Source organism: Corynebacterium sp. AOP40-4SA-5 (genome assembly GCF_052377355.1).
In the GTDB taxonomy this organism is placed as follows: Bacteria; Actinomycetota; Actinomycetes; order Mycobacteriales; family Mycobacteriaceae; genus Corynebacterium.
On the sequence record NZ_JBQSWS010000016.1, the window covers coordinates 1 to 19,716 of the forward strand.

The 19,716-nt window shown below is 69.5% G+C and carries 14 protein-coding genes; 8 read left to right on the forward strand and 6 right to left on the reverse strand.

The features are described 5' to 3' along the window. Positions 1-185 precede the first annotated feature (185 nt). The 4 genes from ACT3S3_RS10315 to ACT3S3_RS10330 all read left to right on the forward strand — a co-directional run bounded on the left by ACT3S3_RS10315 (position 186) and on the right by ACT3S3_RS10330 (position 5,886). Positions 186-1,751 (forward strand): gamma-glutamyltransferase, encoded by a 1,566-nt coding sequence (locus ACT3S3_RS10315; protein ID WP_301443695.1) that lies wholly within the window; start codon positions 186-188, stop codon positions 1,749-1,751. A 357-nt stretch (positions 1,752-2,108) separates the two neighbouring features. Continuing rightward, positions 2,109-3,269, forward strand: coding sequence for a poly-gamma-glutamate synthase PgsB (gene pgsB, locus ACT3S3_RS10320; protein ID WP_441579741.1), 1,161 nt, complete (start codon positions 2,109-2,111; stop codon positions 3,267-3,269). Further along, positions 3,266-4,270 carry a poly-gamma-glutamate biosynthesis protein PgsC/CapC gene (locus tag ACT3S3_RS10325; protein WP_444626748.1) on the forward strand — a complete coding sequence of 335 codons (1,005 nt, stop codon included), beginning with the start codon at positions 3,266-3,268 and terminating at the stop codon, positions 4,268-4,270. The genes pgsB and ACT3S3_RS10325 overlap by 4 nt, the downstream gene beginning before the upstream one ends. Beyond that, on the forward strand, positions 4,261-5,886 hold the full coding sequence (locus ACT3S3_RS10330; RefSeq protein ID WP_441579743.1) for a gamma-glutamyltransferase: 1,626 nt from the start codon (positions 4,261-4,263) through the stop codon (positions 5,884-5,886). Before ACT3S3_RS10325 ends, ACT3S3_RS10330 begins: the two co-directional genes overlap by 10 nt. A gap of 21 nt (positions 5,887-5,907) precedes the next feature. Here ACT3S3_RS10330 and ACT3S3_RS10335 read toward each other — a convergent pair whose 3' ends face one another. Then, on the reverse strand, positions 5,908-7,002 hold the full coding sequence (locus ACT3S3_RS10335; RefSeq protein WP_301443945.1) for an oxygenase MpaB family protein: 1,095 nt from the start codon (positions 7,000-7,002) through the stop codon (positions 5,908-5,910). 214 nt (positions 7,003-7,216) lie between these two features. On the opposite strand from ACT3S3_RS10335, the gene ACT3S3_RS10340 reads away from it, so the two are divergent. Next, entirely contained in the window at positions 7,217-8,584 is a 1,368-nt protein-coding gene (locus ACT3S3_RS10340) for a phosphatase PAP2 family protein (protein ID WP_441579744.1), read from the forward strand. Positions 8,585-8,601: 17 nt separating this feature from the next. Here ACT3S3_RS10340 and ACT3S3_RS10345 read toward each other — a convergent pair whose 3' ends face one another. Genes ACT3S3_RS10345 through ACT3S3_RS10355 form a run of 3 tightly spaced genes read right to left on the reverse strand, consistent with a single transcriptional unit; the run spans position 8,602 to position 12,514 of the window. Continuing rightward, a complete protein-coding gene (locus ACT3S3_RS10345; protein ID WP_444614720.1) occupies positions 8,602-10,746 on the reverse strand; it encodes a PTS fructose transporter subunit IIABC in 2,145 nt (714 codons plus the stop codon). A 2-nt stretch (positions 10,747-10,748) separates the two neighbouring features. Beyond that, entirely contained in the window at positions 10,749-11,738 is a 990-nt protein-coding gene (locus tag ACT3S3_RS10350; RefSeq protein ID WP_301443929.1) for a 1-phosphofructokinase family hexose kinase, read from the reverse strand. After that, positions 11,735-12,514 (reverse strand): DeoR/GlpR family DNA-binding transcription regulator, encoded by a 780-nt coding sequence (locus tag ACT3S3_RS10355; protein ID WP_301443928.1) that lies wholly within the window; start codon positions 12,512-12,514, stop codon positions 11,735-11,737. Before ACT3S3_RS10355 ends, ACT3S3_RS10350 begins: the two co-directional genes overlap by 4 nt. Positions 12,515-12,783: 269 nt before the next feature. Here ACT3S3_RS10355 and ACT3S3_RS10360 point away from each other — a divergent pair, with 269 nt between their 5' ends. Then, positions 12,784-13,620 carry a S1 family peptidase gene (locus ACT3S3_RS10360; RefSeq protein ID WP_444614719.1) on the forward strand — a complete coding sequence of 279 codons (837 nt, stop codon included), beginning with the start codon at positions 12,784-12,786 and terminating at the stop codon, positions 13,618-13,620. A gap of 14 nt (positions 13,621-13,634) precedes the next feature. Here ACT3S3_RS10360 and ACT3S3_RS10365 read toward each other — a convergent pair whose 3' ends face one another. Next, on the reverse strand, positions 13,635-13,928 hold the full coding sequence (locus ACT3S3_RS10365) for a chorismate mutase (RefSeq protein WP_441579352.1): 294 nt from the start codon (positions 13,926-13,928) through the stop codon (positions 13,635-13,637). A 311-nt stretch (positions 13,929-14,239) separates the two neighbouring features. Between ACT3S3_RS10365 and ACT3S3_RS10370 the strand changes: the two genes are divergently transcribed. Beyond that, entirely contained in the window at positions 14,240-16,750 is a 2,511-nt protein-coding gene (locus ACT3S3_RS10370; protein ID WP_444614747.1) for a UvrD-helicase domain-containing protein, read from the forward strand. 89 nt (positions 16,751-16,839) lie between these two features. On the opposite strand, the gene ACT3S3_RS10375 is transcribed toward ACT3S3_RS10370, so the two are convergent. Further along, positions 16,840-17,592: a M23 family metallopeptidase gene (locus ACT3S3_RS10375; RefSeq protein WP_301443702.1), complete on the reverse strand. Its 753-nt coding sequence runs from the start codon at positions 17,590-17,592 to the stop codon at positions 16,840-16,842. A gap of 333 nt (positions 17,593-17,925) precedes the next feature. Between ACT3S3_RS10375 and ACT3S3_RS10380 the strand changes: the two genes are divergently transcribed. Further along, a complete protein-coding gene (locus ACT3S3_RS10380) occupies positions 17,926-19,662 on the forward strand; it encodes a cell division protein PerM (RefSeq protein WP_444614718.1) in 1,737 nt (578 codons plus the stop codon). Positions 19,663-19,716 lie beyond the last annotated feature (54 nt).

Sequence of the window (19,716 nt, forward strand, 5' to 3'; positions counted from 1 at the left end):
CGGTGATTCAGACATCCCACGCTCGATTTCCGCCCCCGTGCGCCCGGGTACCCTCCGGGGTATCTGGCGAGGTCAGGCACCATGGTGTGATGCGGGGCTTTCTCCTGCGGGCCTCGGCGATGGGTTAGGGTGCAGGGAGCCCGATATGATTTTTCAGGACCCTCACACCCGAAAGAGAGTGCCCGGTGAAGCGCATCCGAACCACGGTGACCGTGTTGACGACGGTCGGGCTGCTGGCGGCCTGCACCGGGACCGACGGGGGGCCGGGGGTCGAGGCCACGAGCCCGGCCATCCAGGAGGCGTCGTTCAAGGCAGGGCAGTCGTGCGAGGACTCCACGCAGGTGTCACGCTCGCTGTCGGCGACGGGGGCGAAGGACGATGCGGTGGTGGTCACCCCGGACCCCTACGCGTCCGACATCGCGTGCCGGACGCTGGCGGACGGCGGGACGGCGGCGGACGCCGTCGCCGCCGCACAGTTCACCCTCGGCCTCACCGAGCCGCAGTCCTCGGGGCCCGGCGGCGGGGCCGTCGCGGTCTACCACGACGCTGCGTCCGGCGAGACGCGCACGTGGAACGCCTCGGTGCCCGCGCCGCAGGGTGACGACGGCACCGGTGTCTCCGGCGTCCCGCAGACGCCTCAGCTCATGCGCACGATCCAGGGTACGTACGGGGCGAAGAAGTTCAGTGACGTCCTGGCGCCCGTCGCCGAGCTCGCGGACGGGGGATTCCAGGCCAGCAAGCGCTTCGTGGGGGCGGTGAAGCGCCGGCACGACGTGATGACGGGTATGCCGTGGCCGGGGGTGTCCTCGGCGAACCTCCCGGTGCCGGGGGACGAGCTGACCAATCCGTCCTACGCGTCCTACCTGCGCGGACTGAAGGTCTCCGGCCGGATCGCCTCCGAGGACGCCCTGTGCGCCGACTACCGCGACACCGAGGTCTGCGGCCCGGGTTCCACCGGTACCGGCATGATGGTCGTGGGGGAGGCCCTCGGGATCCTCGACCAGCTGGAGCTCGGGGACGACCCGCAGCACGTGGTCACCGAGGCGGAACGTCTCGCCCTGGCCAACGGCAACACCTGGATGCAGGACCCCACGGTGGACCCGGAGCTCTCCCGTAACTACGTGGACTCCCTGGTCACCGATCCGGAGCACCTGAAGAAGCAGGCCGCGCGGATCGACCCGGATTCCACGCTGGGGCGGATCGAGCCGGACCCGCTCAAGGGCGATGCGGGGACGTACCTGCCCAACCGGGAGGAGGGGACCTCGCAGATCACCGTGCGTGACGGAGACGGGAGCATGGCCAGCGTGACGACCACGCTGCACCAGCACTTCGGGTCCGGCGAGCTGCGCAACGGCTACTTCATGAACAACTCGATGGCGAACTTCAGTACCTCGACGAAGGCGACGAACCAGCGGGCGGCCGGGGTGCGCCCGAAGACGGCAATGAGCCCGGTGATCGTGTTCCGCGACGGGACGCCGTTCCTCGCGCTGGGGAGTCCCGGCGGCGGGGCCATCCCGTCCTATGTGATCAAGACCACGGTAGGGATCCTGGACCGGGGGATGACGGCGCGGGACGCCGTGGACGCCGACAACTACGGGGCGACCGGACGTGACGCGACCTACGTCGAGGGGACGGTCGCGGGCCAGATCGTGGGGACCGACAGTGGTCTGAGCGTGGTCTCCGTGGCGGACGGGACGGTGTTTGCCGAGGCAGACGCACGGGCGGGTGGTTCGGCGCTGTCCGCGCAATAGCGTTATTTAATACGTATCGAAAACTTAATTGAGCCAGAATCCAATACCGTGCCTATATTCGGCGCTTGCGGAAAAACTCGCTAACCCGGTTCCATTTAACGCGAATAAAGTACCTCCCGGGGTTGCAAGGGTGGGGTAGGCAAGTTAGTGTGCCCACAGTGCGGAGCTCCTACCTGGAGCTTTACCAGCCTAAAACATTAACTCGGGCAATGTTTCGGACCTGTTACGTTGCCATACCCCCTCACGTATCCTCTCCAAGGAGTTTCATTCATGCTCGCTTTTCTGTCCCTGTCCGCATTGACTGCGACAACCGGGATAGCGGCTTTCCATCGTAAGGAAGTCCGTCACCGTCGGCGGATGGACAGCCTGGACATCAACGTCCACGTGAACGGCATCCGCGGTAAGTCCACGGTCACCCGCATGATCGGCGGCGTGCTCCGGGAGGCCGGGAAGACCACGATCTCGAAGACCACCGGCACCTACGCGTGCGTCATCGACAGCCAGGCCGGCGAGCACCCCATCAAGCGCACCGGCCCGGCCAACATCAACGAGCAGTACCGCTTCCTCGCCGAGTGGATCGACGGCGCCGACGACCCGGTCGAGGCCCTGGTCGTGGAGTGCATGGCGGTCAAGCCGAAGTACCAGTCCCTGTGCCAGGACGTGATCCTGCGCTCCCCGATCACGGTGCTGACCAACGTCCGGCTGGACCACCAGGAGGACATGGGCGACACACTCGAGGAGATCGCGGCGTCCCTGTGCTCCACGGTGCCCCAGGGTGGCCTGGTGATCACCGGTGAGCGCGACCCGAAGCTCGTCCGGCTCATCCGCCGGCACTGCGAGGACCGCGGTTCACGTCTCATCGTGGCCCAGGAGAGTGAACTCTCCCGCAGCCTGTGCAGCCGATTCGACTACCGCCAGTTCGAGGAGAACGTGGCGGTGGCACTCGCCGTGGCCGAGGCGCTCGGCATCGACGCCGACGTCGCCGCCCGCGGCATGATCTCCGCCGAGCCCGACCCGGGAACCACCCGCATCGCCCACGTCCGCGACGTCTCGACCGGCCCGTTCTACTGGGTGCCGATGTTCGCCGTGAACGACTGGGAGTCCACCACGCGGGTCTTCCACGACGTCCTGGACGAGGACCTGCCGCCATGCCGCAGGGTCGTGGCGCTGAACAACCGCGCCGACCGCACCGACCGCGCCGCCATGTTCGTCGACCTCGTCGCCACCGACCTGGCCGGCGACGTCGACCGCGTCGTGCTCTACGGCGAGATCCAGGACGTGGTCCGCCAGAAGCTGCTCAACGCCGGCGTCCCCGACGAGAAGATCGTCACCACCAGCGACCTCGACGGCGAGCAGGGTGCGGACGGCCGCGACCTCGTGGCCCGCGCCCGCGCCGGTTTCGAGGGTGAGGACGTGGCCATCTTCGGCATGGTCAACATCCACACCGAGCACGTCACGGCCATGGAGCGCTATGTCGGCGCCCTGGCCGAGGAGCACATCGAGGCGGTCGCGGCGTGACCTACCAGTACATCGGTTCCTACGGGTTCCTCACCGACCTCGTCCACGTCACGTTCCTCACCGGCCTGCTGGTGAGCTACCTCTACTTCCGGCGCCGGCAGATCTCCGTCGGCGGCTCGCTGGCCGTCGGTTACCTGGCGTCCTCGCTGTACATGCCGCTCAACGTGCTCGCCACGCTCGGCTCCGCACTCGTCGGATACCTGCTGATCAGGTACGTCATCCTGAAGATCTTCCTGCCCCGTCCCCGCCAGATCTTCGCCATCGGCCTGGGCGTGGGCGTGGCCTGCGGCGGCCTGTGGCTCGCGGTCACCTCCTGGGTGCTCGGCGGGGTGCCCGGCGACGGACTCGCCCTGGTCGGCGTGATCGTGCCCGGCATGATCTGCAACTCGCTGATCAAACAGGGTGTGGTGCGTTCGATGGTCCCGTTGGCGTGGATGGTTCCGCTCACCGGCGTCCTCGGCCTGGCGATCACGCTGCTGACCTCCACGGTCCTGCCGTTGTCCCTGGCCGACAGCATCACCCACGCGGACGTCGAACCGTTGCCGAGGCTCTTCCTCATGAGCGCCCTGTCGGTGCTCTTCGCCGTGCTGGTGCAGGAGGGCACGGTGCGCTCCCACAAGCTGCGTACCGGCGGCTACGTCACCGCGGGCGTCATGGTCGCCGCGCTGACGAGCTGGACGTACCTGGTGGTGCTTGCGGTGGCGACGCTGCTGCTGCTCGCCGTGTACCTGCCGTACTCGCGCACGGTCCCGCTGTTCGGCAAGGACCGCTTCGTGCTCCTGTGCGCCCTGGCGTTCACCCTGGTCACCGCGCTTGAGCTGGTGGCGGCCACCGTGTGGGGGCTGCGCTTCGGCGGGCCGCAGAACGTGGTGTTCTGCGTGCTGCCGGCCATCATCGCCAACGACCTCGTGCAGTACGGGGCGAAACGAACCTCGCTGGGCATGGGCCTGTCGCTGGCCGGCTGCGCCGCAGTCGCGGTCCCGGTGATGGCGTGGGCCTGAAGCTCCGGCAGCTCGCGGGCGTACTGTTGGTCGTCGTGATGGTCAGCTCGTGCACGATCGGCGGGTCAGGCAGGGACGAACCCCCGGCCCCGGACCCGCTGCCGACGGCGCCGGACGACACCTGCCGTGACGGTGGTGACGGTGGCGTTGAGGCCACCGGGTCCGTGGACGGTGGCATGGTGTCCACCCCGGACCCCGCCGCCACGGAGGCGGCCTGCGGCGTGCTCGCCGACGGTGGCACGGCGGCCGACGCCGTCGTCGCCGCCCAGTACGTCCTGGGCCTCACGGAACCGCAGTACTCCGGCCCGGGCGGTGGTGGCCTGGTGGTCTACCACGACGCCCAGTCGGGCACCACGGAGAGCTTCGACGGCACCGTCTACGCGCCGCAGGACGACACGTCCTACGACGACGAGTCGGTGGGCGTACCGCAGACCGACCGTCTGATGGACTCGTTGCGCGCCCGATTCGGGACGAAGTCACTGGAGGACCTGACGGCCCCGGCGAGGACGCTGGCGTCGGAGGGATTCGAGGTCACCGAGCGGCTCGCCAAGGCCATGTCGGCGCGCAGCGAACTCTTCGACGACCTGCCGGAGGCCGGCGACACGCTCACCAACGAGCAGTACGCCGAATATCTGGCGGGCCTGAAGGGCACCGACGACCCGATCGAGCCGTCCGACCCGCTGTGCGTGGACTACCAGGGGCACTCCGTGTGCGGCCCGGACTCCACGCAGACCGGCATGATGGTCGTCGCCGAGGCGCTCGGCATCCTGGACCGGCTGGACCTGGCCCGGCTGACCCCGAAGGACGGGGTGCCGCGGGCGACCGCGCAGCACCTGGTGATGGAGGCCGAACGCATCGCGTTCACCAACGCCAACACCTGGATGGGCGAGGAGACCGAGGCTACCGAGGACTACCTCGGGGACTACGTCGAGGACATCGTCACCGACGAGGACCACCTGGACGACGCCGCGGACTCCATCCGGCAGAAGAAGACGCTCAGCGGCCTGGATCCGGAGGAGCTCGGCGGGATGGACGGCGAGTACGAGGACAGCGACGACCAGGGGACCTCCCAGGTCACCGTTCGTGACTCGGCCGGCAGCATGGCGAGCCTGACGACCACGCTGCAGCGTAGCTTCGGCAGCGGGAAGCAGGAGAACGGCTACTTCCTGAACAACTCTCTGGACAACTTCAGCCGCCGTGCGGAGCCCGGCGAACCGAACCACCGCGAACCCGGCGCGCGGCCGCGCACGATGATGTCACCGGTGCTCGTCTTCGGTTCCGGCGACGACCCGCTCATGGCCCTCGGTTCGCCCGGCGGGCGCAAGATCCCGTCCTACGTGGTCAAGGCCCTGGTGGCGATGGTGGACTGGGACCTTAGCCCGGACGAGGCGGTGCGTATGCCGAACTTCGGCGCCACGAACCGCAACAGCGTGTACTCCGCGCGCGGCGACGCCGAGCAGAAGAAGATGCGCGGTCTGCTGGAGGACTGGGGTCACGACCTGGAGTCCGGACGCTTCGACTCCGGTCTCAGCGTGATCCGCGTTCAGGACCCGCGGGTCAGCGGTGCCGCGGACCACCGGCGTGACGGCTCGGTCGCCGCAGTCGACCTGCCGTAGCAAAAGAGCGGCCGGCTTTCCCTACGAGGCGGCGGAGAGGCCGGAACCGTCGGTCTGCTCCTCAGCCTCCCGCTCGGCCTGCTTGAACTCGAGGATCTCGTCGTGGTGGTTGTGCTCGTAGGTCTTCACCCCCTCGCCCTCGTTGCGCTTGGCCAGGAGGTCCTGCTGCTGTTCCAGCGGGGTGCGCGGGTCGCCCCACTCCCGTCGGGCGACCTCCGGGGTGTACACCTTCGGCGACTCGGCGGGGATGCCGCGGATCGCCGGCTCGATGTAGCGCACCGCCCGGGGGCAGGTGTTCTCCAGGAACAGGATCTCCAGGTCGGGCAGGTGCTTGAAGGCGGCGAAGACCGGCTTCCACAACGCGACCATCAGTGTGTCGGTCAGCTTGGACTGCTTTAGTCCCATCATGCCGCGCATCCAGCGGGGGTAGGTGGCTATCACGCCGCGGCGGAAGAACGGGCGGACCACGGCACGGAGCGGTTTGGGAAGGTCCACGAACGCGGTCTCGAACCCGTTGAGGATGTGGTTGATGTTGAACACCGCGGCCTCGGAGGCGGACAGTCGCTCACGCCAGTCGTCGAAGTACTTCTGGACCTCCCCGCGGGTGCGGGGGACGTCCGCGGGGTCGATGGGCTGGAACTTCGCTGCGGTGGCGCAGGCCTGCCAGTACTCGTTCTCCTCGTCGCGGGAGAGCTTCCCGGGGCCGAACTTCTCGTACACGTAAAGGATCGAGTGCCATGCGGTGACCAGGATCCACAACTGTGAGTCGGGGTTGTTCGAGTCGTAGCCGTTGCCGGTGACCTTGTTGGTCCCGTACGCCCGGGAGTGGACCTTCATGAGGATGTCGGACATCCGGGTCACGGTCCGTGCGTCGGCGAACAGGACGGCGGCGAAGTACTCCATGGTGCGGTCGTAGCGGATGGGCGTGCGCTGCACGACCTGTCCGGAGTCGTCGACGGCCGCCACGAGGTCGGGGTCGAGGTGCTCGATGGTGACGGCGCGGGCGAAGCCGTGCAGGGCGGACGCCGGGAACGTCCAGACCTTCCATGCGACTGAGCCGGGGCCGTACACGCCCTCGTCGTGGCGGACGTACTCCTGGTTCCTGCGGTTTGCCATGACAACCTCCTTGTCACTGCGGTGGGCCGTTCGTCTGCGGCCCGCGTACCCCTACTATTGTGACACAGATCACCCTCGGTTTTGAAGGGGAACGCGTATCGACCTCGGCGCGCGAGTTTCGCCAGTGGGCCACCTGGTGTTCATACGCCCGTCATCAGGGGCCCGTACCGTCGGTCTGTCCGGCAGCCCGTCCGGTCGATCCACGGTAACGGTTATGACAGAGGAGAACCCGGTGACGCCGTCCAGTACCCGAACGCCCGCCCCACGGAACAAGTCCCGCAGAAATGCAGGACGCCCCGCTGCGTCCCGCCCGCTCACAGCGCTCACCGTGCTCACCGCGCTCACGGTGCTCGCCACCGGCGCGGCGGTGACCGTCGTCCCCGCCCAGGCGCAGGTTCCGGACGTCGCGGGGCAGGTGGGGGAGTACCTCCCGGCGACGGTGCCGCCGGTGCAGCACGCCGGCGCCCCGGTGCCGCAGCCGTTGGCGCCGTCGGACTACGGCTGGTACGTCTCCGACATCAGCTCCTACGGCAACGGCACCTACTACTCGGTGGTCAGCAGTTTCGAGGATCTGCGGGCCAACCACCCGGAGGTCATGGCGGAGAGCCTGGACACCGTGGTCGGGGTCAACAACTCCGCGGACGCCGCGACGGTGGCGCGCGCCCAGGTGGACGCCGCCGCGGACGACGGCGACCTGCTCACGGCCCTGTCGGACGGGTTCGGCGAGGAGCTCGGCTCTGCCCTACGCACCGCGCTGGCGGAGAACCGGCTGCCGAAGACGCGGGCGCTGATGGACTCCGGGTACCTCTCGAGGGCTGGTGGTCTGGCCAGCTCCACGCTGATCGAGAAGGAGATCTTCGGCTACGACCGCCCCTTCGAGGTGGCGCCGGAGAGGATCACGAAGCACACCGGCGGTGGAAACGAGGACCTCTACGCGCTCGGCGGATCGAAGGCGTTCCCCTCGGGGCACACGAACCAGGCGAGCTGGACGACGACGTTGCTGGCGGTGCTGCTCCCGGAGCTCGCCCCGCAGCTGCTCGCGCGCGGTGCGGAGGCGGGCTACAACCGCATGGTGATGGGGGTGCACTACCCGCTGGACGTCATCGGCGGGCGGATGACCGGCCAGGCTGCCGCGGGTGACCGGTGGAATGACCCGCGCATGCGGGAGGTGCTGACCGGGGCCGGTGAGGAACTCCGTGCGGAGCTGGAGTGGCGGACCGGACGGCCCCTGGCCGAGGCGGTCGCGCAGGACACGGCCTACCGGACGACGGATGACGCGGTCGCGGAGTTCACCGAGCGTATGACCCAGGGTATGGGCCGTGTGGGGGAGCAGGACGCCGCTCTCACCGTCCCGCAGGGAGCGCCGGAGTTGCTGGTGAACGCGTTCCCGGACTTGTCCTGGGGCCAGCGTGCCCGGGTGCTGGCGGCCACGGCCCTGCCGGCGGGTTTCCCGCTGGACGACCAGTCCGCCAACGGGCGTGAGGTGGGCAGTTGGCAGCGGATCAACCTCGCCGCCGCCTTCGCCGCCGACGTCCGGGTGGACGCCGACGGCGGGATGAGCGTCAACGGCGCCGCGGCGTAGCCGCTCAACCGTCGCGGTTACACGGTCGCCGGCTGTTCGGCGTCGGACGCGTCGGCAGCCTTCTTGTCGCCGCCGGGTGCCGAGGTGCCGGTGACCTGCTTGACCACCACGACGGCGATCACGGAGACCACGGTGCCGGCGATGACGGCGATGAGGAAGCCCCACCAGTTGTCCATCAGCGGCATCACCCAGATACCACCGTGCGGGGCACGGCTCCCGACCTCGAAGGCCATGGACAGTGCACCGGTGACGGCGCCACCGACCATCATGGAGGGGATCACGCGCAGCGGGTCGGCTGCGGCGAAGGGGATCGCACCCTCGGTGATGAAGGACGCACCGAGCAGCCAGGAGGACTTGCCGTTCTCCCGCTCGTCCTTGCTGAAGAGCTTCGGGCGCACGGTCGTGGCCAGTGCCAGCGCCAGCGGCGGCACCATACCGGAGGCGATGACCGCCGCCATGATCTGCAGCGAGGCGGTGTCACCGGTGGACAGCCCGGCGGTGGCGAACAGGTAGGCGGACTTGTTGACCGGTCCGCCGAGGTCGAAGCACATCATCAGGCCGATGATCAGGCCCAGGATGACCGCCGAGGAGCCGGACATCTCGGCCAGCCAGCTCTGCAGTGCATCCATCAGGGCGGCCAGCGGTCGGCCGAGCAGGAGGAACATCGACGCGGCGGTGACCAGTGTGGCCAGCAGCGGGATGATGACCACGGGCATCATGGAGCCGAGCCAGCGCGGCACCTTCCAGGACTGGATCCACATCGCGACCAGGCCGGCGATGACACCGGTGATCAGGCCGCCGATGAAGCCGGCGCCGACGAGCACGGAGATGGCGCCGCCGACGAAACCGGGCACGATGCCGGGCCGTCCGGCCAGCGCGTAGGCGGTGTAGCCGGACAGCGCGGCGACCAGGAAGCTCATGGCCACGTCACCGCCACCGAAGAACACCGCACCGAGGTAGAGCCGCAGCCCCGACTCATCGGTCAGCAGCATCTCTACGCCGTCGAGGGTGTAGGGCAGGCGCTCGGGAAGGTCCCACAGCGAGTAGTCCTGGACCACGTCCTGCCACACGTTGGCCACGTTGTAGCCGCCGATCACGAAGCCGAGGGCCATGAGCAGACCACCGGCGGCGACGAAGGGCACCATGTAGGACACACCGGTCATGATGGACTGCTGGATGCGGCGTCCCCAGCCGACGTCGCCGTCCTCGTCGTCACCGTCACCGGAGCTGCCGCCGGAGGCGGAGACCCGGTGCGGGTTGTCGGCGGTGGAGGCGGTGACCGCCCGGTCGATCAGTTCGTCCGGGTCGGAGATGCCCTTCTTCACGGGCACGTCGACGACGGGCTTGCCGGCGAAGCGTTCGATGTCGCGCACACCCACGCCGTGGGCGAAGATGACGGCGTCGGCCTCGTCGATCTGGGCCTTGGTCAGCTTGTCGCCGCCGGAGGAGCCCTGGGTCTCGATGACGAGTTCCACGTCGTCACGGGCGTCGGCGGCCTGGGTGAGGGCGTCGGCGGCCATGTAGGTGTGGGCGATGCCGGTGGGGCAGGACGTGACGCCGACGAGCTTGACCACCCGGGACGCGCCTGCCGCCGGTGCCGCCGACTCCGCAGGCGCCGCGGCGGGTTCAGCCGACTTCTTCGGCGCCTTCTTCTTGTTGAGGACGTCGGTGACCAGGGTGACGACCTCCTCCTCGGACTCCGCGGCGCGCAGTGCGGCGACGAAGTCCTTCTTCACCAGCGCGCGGGCCAGGGTGCTGAGCACCTTCATGTGTGCACTGCCGGCGCCCTCGGGGGCGAGGATCATGAACACCAGGTCGGTGCCGCGCGGGTTGCCGTCGGCGTCCTTCTCGTCCGCCCCGAAGTCGGTGGGGGTCTTCAGCCGGGCGAAACCGAGCGAGGGTTCCTCCACCGCGGTGGTGCGGCAGTGGGGGATGGCGATGCCGCCGGGCAGTCCGGTGGCGGCCTTCTCCTCACGGGCGTGGATGTCCGCCAGCAGCTGCGTGGTCTCCGAGGCGCGACCGGCCTTGACCTGCAGGTCGGCCAGGGCGGTGAGTACGGCCTCCTTCTCGGCCGGGATGTCCGCGTCGAGGGAGACGAGTTCGGGGATGATGACCGGTCGGTCGTCGGGACCGCCCGGCGTGGTGGGTGGTGACGTGGTCATTGTCATACTCTCCTTGATTCGGGAAGGTCGGACGGGAGGTCGTCGGGCGTGGGCAGGGTGGTGCCCGGCAGGGTGACGGCGGTGGAGCCGTGCGCGACGGCGAGGGCGAGCCTGGCCGGGGCGTCCTGCTCACGGGCGGCGCCGATGACGTAGCCGGCGAGGGTGGAGTCCCCGGCGCCGACGGTCGAGACCGCGGACACCTTCGGGCTGGGGCAGAACCAGGCGCCGCTGTCGCCGTCGCGGGTGACCAGCAGTGCGCCGGCGGCGCCCAGGGAGATCAGCGCGGCGCCGAAACCGCGGTCGAGCAGGGAGGACGCTGCGGCGGTGACGGCGGTGAGGTCGCCGCCGGCCGCGGCGTCTTCCATGGCGTCACCGTCGCCGCCGACGATCTGCGCGAGCTCGTGGGAGTTCGGCTTGATCAGGTCGGGCGCGGCGGCCGGGTTGCGGTCCGACAGGTCGACCAGCGCGGCCAGGGCGGCGTCGGAGGTGTCGACGGCCACACGGAAACCCTGCTCGTGGGCGGTGGCGGTCATGCGCGCGTACCAGTCGTCGGGGAATCCGGGCGGCAGGGAGCCGGCGAGCACGAGCCAGTGCGGCCCGCTGACCCCGCGCCCGGTGACCTCCGACATGGTCTGGTCCACGGCGTCGGTGAGGGAACGGCCGTCGGCGGACGCGTCGCCGGGGGAGTTGATCTTGGTGGTGACCCCCTCACCGTCGGTGAGGGTGAGGTTCACCCGCACCGCGCCGCCGCCGACGAAACGCACCGGGACGTCGCCGGCACGCACCAGGTCGGCGAAGTCGCCGTGGTGCTCGGCGGGGACCACGGCCACCACGTCCTCACCGGCGTGGTGGACGACGGTGGCCACGTTGACGCCCTTACCGCCGGCCTGGTCGGTCCCGGAGACGACCCGGTTGACCCCGCCGACGTCCAGCGGGCCGGGGAGCCGCTGGGTGCGGTCGATGCTGGGGTTGGGTGTGACGGTGATGATCACGTGTGAATCACGTCCATTCCTTGTTGTCGGAGTCCCCTGACGACGGGGTCGTCCGGGGGTGCGTCGGTGATGAGGAGGTCGACGTCGTCGACGGTGGCGAAGGCACAGAGCAGTTCCTCTCCGAGTTTCGACCGGTCGACCAGGGCGATGCGTCTTCGCGCGGCACCGGTCATCGCCGCCTTGGTCTGCGCCTCGGACGGGTCCGGGGTGGAGAAGCCGAAGTCGGTGGTGACGCCGTTGGCGCCGAGGAAGGCGACGTCGGCGCGCAGGCCACGCAGCCCGGACACCGACTCCGCCCCCACGACGGACTGGGTGATGCCACGCACCCGCCCGCCGACGAGGTGCAGCCGACGGCCGTCGGTGGTCGGGCCCTGCAGCGAGAGCTCGTAGGACAGCAGGACGGAGTTGGTGACCACGGTGAGGTCGGTGCGCTCGGCGAGGTGCTGGCACAGCAGGGCGGTCGTCGTCCCCGAGTCGACGAGGACGGAGCCGCCGGACGGCGGGAAGTGCCCGGCGGCCGCGGCGGCGATGCGCACCTTGGCGTCCTTCGAGGACGTGGCGCGGGTGGCGACGGTGTGCTCGTTGCCGCTGTGGACGCGGAACGGGACGGCACCGCCGTGGACGCGGGTGACCCGCTGCTGGCGTTCGAGCGTGTCGAGGTCCCGGCGGACCGTCTCGGCCGAGACGCCGTAGCGTTCGGCGAGCTCGGACACGGAGGCACCGCCGAGGTCCTGGATCTGACCGGCGATGACGTCCTGGCGCTGTGGCGCGTACATGTCCCCAGTATCTGTGGGAACGTGTGGGAAGTCAATGGCGATATGGTGGGGAATAGGTGGTTATATGGTCATGTGAATACCGTTTTCTGTCCCGCCCGGTCACAAACAGGCACGCCGGGGTGGTCGCGGGGGTGAGGTAGGGGCGCGGTGTGCTGCGTCACCGGGCCGGGTGCTCACCCGGGAGGATAGGGTGGCGGGAGAAAGTATCCTCACGTGTCCGGCCACGAGTGACCATGGCCGCGCCGCTCGGCTGGGAAGAAGTGACCGACATGACCCTCTCGATCCTCCGCCGGCTGGCGGTCGCCGCGGCGACCACCGCAGCCACCGTCCTGATCGGCAGCCTCGTGGCCCCGGCCGCCTCTGCCGCGCCGGCTCTACCGGCGCTACCTGCACTCCCCTCGGTGGGTGAGGTCGTCGACGACGTCCTCACCGCCACCGGTGAGCCCGCCCCGCACCGGGTGCAGGGCCAGTACTTCACCTCCCCGGGGGTGCCCGCCGCCGCGCAGGACGCCCGCCCGGCCGTCCTCGTCGGCCCGTCCACCCCGCTGATCGTCGGCCCGTCGCTGTGCACGGCCACCGTCGCCGGCCACGATGCCGCGGGCAACGCCGTCGCGGTCACCGCCGGGCACTGCGGGACGCCCGGGGACGAGGTGCGCTCCGCCGACGACCCGGAGGGCACCGTCGTCGGCACCTTCCAGCGCAACGGGGCCATGGACAACGGCGTCATCCTGCTCAACGACAGTGCGCAGGTGACGAGCAGCTACAACGCCGCGTCCATCAGCGCCCTCGGCGGCGGCCAGCCGGCGGCGGGCGCGCAGGTGTGCAAGACGGGCATCGCCACCGGCACGTCCTGCGGGCCGCAGTTCGCGACCTCGGACACCGGTTTCGTGATGCACGTCTGCGCCTCCCACGGAGACTCCGGCGCACCGGTGTACGCCGGTGGCCGGCTGGTCGGCCTGCTCAGCGGCGGGTTCGCCGGACTGCCGTCCTGCACCACCCCGCTGCAGGGCCCCATGCACTCACCGGTCGTGGCGAGCAGCTGGGACGCCGTCGCCGCCGAGATGGACGCCGCCGGCGGGGTCGGCGCCGGGCTGCGTCTGGGCTGATCAGGCTGGTTTGATCAGGCGCCGAGCCGGCCTCGGCCGAGCTGGAGCAGGGAGTTCGCGATGGCGATGCCCTCAGGTCCGAGCTCGGCACGGAACTGGTTGAGGATCGCCGTCTCACGGGAGTAGACGAGCTTCGTCCCGCCGGAGGCGGTGCGGGTGCGGCCGATGATCTTCGAGATCTCCGAGCGGCGCTTGACCGCCTCGATGATCGTCCGGTCCAGTTCGTTGATCTCCTTGCGGTAGTCCTGGATCTGGGCGTCGGACAACGGATCATCGGTCCCGCTGGAGAACTCCATGTCGTTTGTCATGGTGGCGATTCTACGTCCGTGCGGGGTTGTAGGGTGAACGTGACCCCAACCGACAGGAGAACGCGACAGTGAATCCGGGCCAGTCCGACCCCTTCGATCAGATCCCGCTGCCCACGGAGCCGCCGCCCGGGCCGTGGGACGGTCAGGACGGCCTGTGGGAGCCGCCGCCGGACGAGGAGGACGGCCCGCCGGAGGACGCCGCCGCGTTGCTCGCCGAGATGTCGGAGAACGCTTCCCACCTCGCGCCCCTGCCGCAGGTCGCCGCAGCACCGCGTGATCCGTCGGTCGACGGGGCGGCACCGGGGCGGGTGATGAGCACCCAGACCCGCGACCAGCTGCTGGACGGGTTGAACCCCGCGCAGCGTGAGGCGGTCACGCACACCGGCTCGCCGTTGCTCATCGTCGCCGGCGCCGGTTCCGGAAAGACCAGTGTGCTCACCCGGCGTATCGCCTGGCTGCTGGCCGGTGGGGTAGCCCCGTGGCAGGTCCTGGCGATCACCTTCACCAACAAGGCGGCCGCGGAGATGCGCGAGCGCATCGGCGGACTCGTCGGCCCGACGGCCGAACGTATGTGGGTGTCGACCTTCCACTCGGTGTGCGTGCGCATCCTGCGCGCCAACGCCCAGCTGGTCGAGGGGTTGAACTCGAACTTCACGATCTACGACTCCGACGACATGAAGCGTCTGGTCACCATGATCCTGCGCGACCGCAGCCTGGACGCCAAGGAGTTCGCCCCGCGTGCGGTGCTCAGCGTGATCTCCAACTGGAAGAACGAACTGCAGGACCCGCAGGACGCACTCACCGAGGCGCAGGAGGACGGCAACCGGCACCGGGAGACCATCGCCCAGGTGTACCGGGATTACCAGGTGCGTCTGCGGCAGGCCAACGCCGTGGACTTCGACGACCTCATCGGTGAGGTCGTGGGCCTGCTGCGCAACAACGGCGGTATCGCCGACCACTACCGGCGGCGCTTCCGCCACATCCTCGTCGATGAGTACCAGGACACCAACCACGCGCAGTACGTGCTGGTGTCCACCCTCGTCGGCGGGGACGGGGACGGCGCGGCACCCGGTGCCGAGCCCGCCGAGCTGTGCGTGGTCGGCGACGCGGACCAGTCGATCTACGCCTTCCGCGGGGCCACGGTGCGCAACATCGAGGAGTTCGAGCGCGACTACCCGCACGCGCGCACGATCCTGCTGGAGCAGAACTACCGCTCCACGCAGAACATCCTGTCGGCGGCGAACTCGGTGATCGCCAGGAACCAGGGCCGTCGTGACAAGAACCTGTGGACGGACTCCGGCGACGGCGCGTTGATCGGCGGGTACGTCGCCGACAACGAGCACGACGAGGCCAGGTTCATCGCCCAGACCGTCGACGAGCTCGTCGACCGGGGCGACGCGACCTACGGCGACATCGCCGTGATGTACCGGACGAACAACTCCTCGCGTGTGGTGGAGGACGTGCTCGTGCGCTCGGGGTTGCCGTACAAGGTCGTCGGCGGCACCCGGTTCTACGAGCGCAAGGAGATCCGCGACATCGTCGCCTACCTCAAGGTGCTCGACAACCCGGACGACACGATGGGCCTGCGCCGCATCATCAACACCCCGCGCCGGGGTATCGGTGACCGGGCGCTGTCCCAGGTCCGGGTGCACGCCGAGAACATGGGGCTGAGCTTCGCCGCCGGGCTCGCCGCCGCCGGACGTGGCGAGGTGCCGGGTCTCAGCGCGCGCGGGCGCAACGCCATCGCCGGCTTCCTGGAGATGATGGACGGGCTGCGCACCGAGACGGAGTCGGCGGTGATGCGCACCTCCGACGGGGAGTCGTTGGGCATCCCGGACGTCGGCGCAGTCGTGCGCGCGGTGCTGGACTTCACCTCCTACGCCTCCGAGCTGGAGTCCTCCAATGACCCGCAGGACGGCACCCGCCTGGACAACATCAACGAGCTGGTGTCCGTGGGCCACGAGTTCTCCCAGGAGGCGGCGAACCTCGCCGCCTACGAGGCGATGCCGTCGGAGGCTTCTTCCGCGCAGGCGGAGGGTGCTGCTGACGGCGCTGCGGAGAACGCAGCGGAGGACGCCGTGCTCGCCGAGGGCGAGCCGGAGCCGGGGAGCCTGCAGGCCTTCCTGGAGCGGGTCAGCCTGGTCGCCGACGCCGACCAGATCCCCGCCGAGGACCAGGACATGGTCACCCTGATGACCCTGCACACCGCCAAGGGCCTGGAGTTCCCGGTGGTCTTCCTCATCGGCTGGGAGGACGGCCAGTTCCCGCACATGCGCGCCCTCGGTGACCCGACGGAACTGTCGGAGGAGCGGCGGTTGGCCTACGTCGGTATCACCCGTGCCCGTCAGCGCCTGTACCTGACGCGTGCGATGACGCGGTCGAGCTGGGGCACCCCGCAGAACAATCCGCCGTCGCGGTTCCTCGCCGAGATCCCCGGCGAACTCGTCGACTGGATCCGTGAGGAGCCCGCACCGGCCTGGTCGGACGGCTGGGGTTCCTCCGGTGGCTACGCCGACGGCACGAGCTTCGGCGGTGGCGGCTGGTCCGGTTCCCGGGGCGGTTCCCAGAAGTCGTTCCAGAAGTCGTCCCAGCGTTCGTCGGGTGCCTCGTCGTCGCCGTCGCGTGGCGGCGGGCTGCTGCGTCCGGCGGGCAAGCCGCTGGAGCTGGAGGTCGGTGACCGGGTCAACCACGACAAGTACGGTCTCGGCACGGTCAAGAGCGTCGACGGCAAGGGTGTGAAGGCCACGGTGACGATCGACTTCGGCACCAACGGCACGGTGCGGCTCATGCTCATCGGCGGGGTGCCGATGGAGAAGCTGTAGGGGACAGCGCACGGGAAAACCCGCTGCCGGACCGGAGAGGGTGGTCCTGCAGCGGGTTTTTCGTGTCCCGGTGAAAGTGTGGGCGGGTCCTAGATCTCGACGCCGCGCTCACGCAGCCACGGCACGGGGTCCACGGCGTTGCCCTCGGTGGGGTAGACCTCGAAGTGCACGTGCGGGCCGGTGGAGAAGCCCTCGTTGCCGACGCCGGCGATCTTCTGGCCGGCCTGGACCTGCTGGCCCACGGTGACGTCGATGGTGGACATGTGGCCGTAGACGGTGATGGTGCCGTCCTCGTGCTTCACGCGGACCCAGTTGCCGAAGCCGGAGGCCGGGCCGGCGTCGATCACGGTGCCGGCCATGGCGGCGACGATCGGGGTGCCGATGGCGTTGGCGATGTCGATGCCCTTGTGCATGGTGCCCCAGCGCATGGCGAAGGGGGAGGTGTAGCTGCCCTCGGCGGGCTTGACGACCTCGGGTGCGCGGGAGAGGAGGTCCTCGGCGGCGCGCTCGGCGTCGAACTCCAGGGCGCTGGAGAGCTGGGCCGAGAGGTTCTCGATCTGCGTGTTCTGCGGCAGTGCGAGGATCTGGGCGGCGGCGGTCTCGACGTCGGCACCGGCGGAGCTTCCGTCGGCACCCTGCGCGAGGACCTCGGTGTTGGCGGCGAGCGAGATGTCGCCGTTACCCTGGCCGTCCTGGTCTGCGGACTGGTGCACGGTGGCGGCGCCTGCTCCGGTGGCTCCTGCAGCGGCGACGCCGGTGGCGGCGATCGCAACGAACGCCATGCGGCGCTTTGCAGCGGTGTCCAGCTTGCGGTGGGCTCCGCCTCGCCGTGCGTCAGTCATCAGTCTGTGTACCTCTCCGTAGTCTTGCAGTCGTGCAGCCTCAGGGCTTTACGGCTTCATAGCCTTGCCGTCATCTGATCGGTCCCAAATCGTGACCGGATCGTTATCAACGAGTCGCAACTCTATCGGCATGGACCTCCTCGGGCAAGCCACTTCGCCAAAAAGGTCACGAATCTATATCGGTGGGTAGGTGGGTTGAGGGGGGTTGATCGGGGCGTTATTTGGTAACGGTCAGGTCACGGCCACCGTGTGACGGGTGTGACGGGGGTAGGTGTGATGTAACGCTCGCAGGTGGGCGTGCCTTCCCGGGGGAGGGCGCCGACGTTGTGCACAATGGGACGGGTGAGTAGTGAATCCCAGCGACCGACGTCGAGACGACAGGGGCCCCGTCGTGGCACACGACGTGGCCCGGACGCTCGACGCCGCGGTACGGCCCGTGGCGCGAGCGGAACGGGGACGGAGCGGTTCGTCGCGGGCGAGAACGGGCGCGTCGCGTCGCGCTCGACCGGCGCCTCGCAGCGTCCTGCGACCGAACGCCCGGGTGAGGACGCCGCACGCCCGGCGCCGACCGGCGCGGAGGGCACCTCCGGCGGCCGGCTGGCACGGTGGTGGGCCCTGTGGGGCCCGCACATCCGCCGCTTCGCCCCGACGGTACTGGTAAGCCATGCGGTGACGCTGGCGATCGCCATCGCCCTGGCCGTGGTGGTCGGGGTGGGCGAGACCTTCACCGCGGTGCCCGCGATGGTCGGTTCGTTCTGGATGGTCGCCAACCTGGCGCCGGTGGGGTTCACCGGCGCGCAGCTCGGCATCGTGCCGTTGCTGCCCGCGGCGTTGATCGTGCTGGTGCACTCCCGTCGGATCCGGGCGACCTGCGGGACGCAGATCACGGTGCGCAACATCAGGGTCTTCGCCTCCCTCGCGGTGGTCGTGCCGATGGTGCTGACCTGCCTCGCGTGGCTGGTGCTGTGGGACGCCTCGCACGTGTTCGCCATCTCGCCGCCGAATATCTTCGTCGCGTTGCTGTCGACGGGCCTGCTCAACGGCTTCATCTTCGTCCTGGGGCTGGGGCCGAAGATCTGGCGGGCGCTGCTGCTGCGTCGCGGTCTGCCGACGTGGCCGGTGGAGTCGGTGCGTCTGGCCGGCAGTTTCGTGCGGTGGGTCCTGGTCGCCGGACTGGTGGCCACGCTGGTCCAGCTCCTGTTCAACCTGTCGATGCTCTCCGACGCCTACTCGATCGCGCCGGACGCCTGGGGCAAGATCGGCCTGACGGTGCTCTCCGTCCTCTACCTCCCGAACCTGGCGGTCGGCGGGGCGGCGGTGCTGACGGGCAGCGAGATGCATGTCGGCGACGCCTCGGCGTCGTTGTTCGCGGTGACGAACGCGAACCTGCCGCCGCTGCCGGTGCTCGCCGCCATGCCCCACTCCGACCTGCCGTTCGGCGAGGCGCTGCTCGTGGTGCCCGCGGCGATCGCGCTGGTGATCGTCTATCGCTTCTTCACGGTGCGCTCCTTCGTGGAGTCCCCGGTGTTCACCGCCGTGGGGGCGGGTGTCTGCGCCGGGGTCCTGGGTCTGCTGGTGAGTCTGGCGGCCGGGGGCACGCTGGGTGTCTACGGGTCGGCCGGACCGTTGCTGTGGCTCACCCCGCTGGTCTTCGCCTGCTGGCTGCTGGTTCCGGCACTGCTGGTGCTGGGCTGGGTGTCGCGGAAGGGCGCGCGGGTCATGGAGACCGCCGGCGAGGACGACGAGCCCGAGTTCGAGCCAGAGGCCGAGACGGAGGAGCCCGAGGCTGAGGAAGCGGCCGACGAGTCCGAGCCCGAGGACGCCGACGAGCAGGACGACGAGGACGCCGACGAGGACGCCGACGGGGTCGCCGACGGGGTCGCCGACGAGCCTGAAGACGTCGAGGACGACGCCGACGCCGAGGAGTCTGAGCAGGCGGATGAGCCCGCCGACGAGCCGGAAGCCGAGCCGGAAGCCGAGCCCGAAGCAGAGCCCGAAGGGGACACTGAAGAGGACCCAGGGGAGGACCCCGGGGACACCGACGTCGAGGAAGACGGTAGGACACAGTAAGCTGGCACATCGTGAGTGAGTCAGCAGCCCCAGCAGTCCCGGCAGACCCGGCAG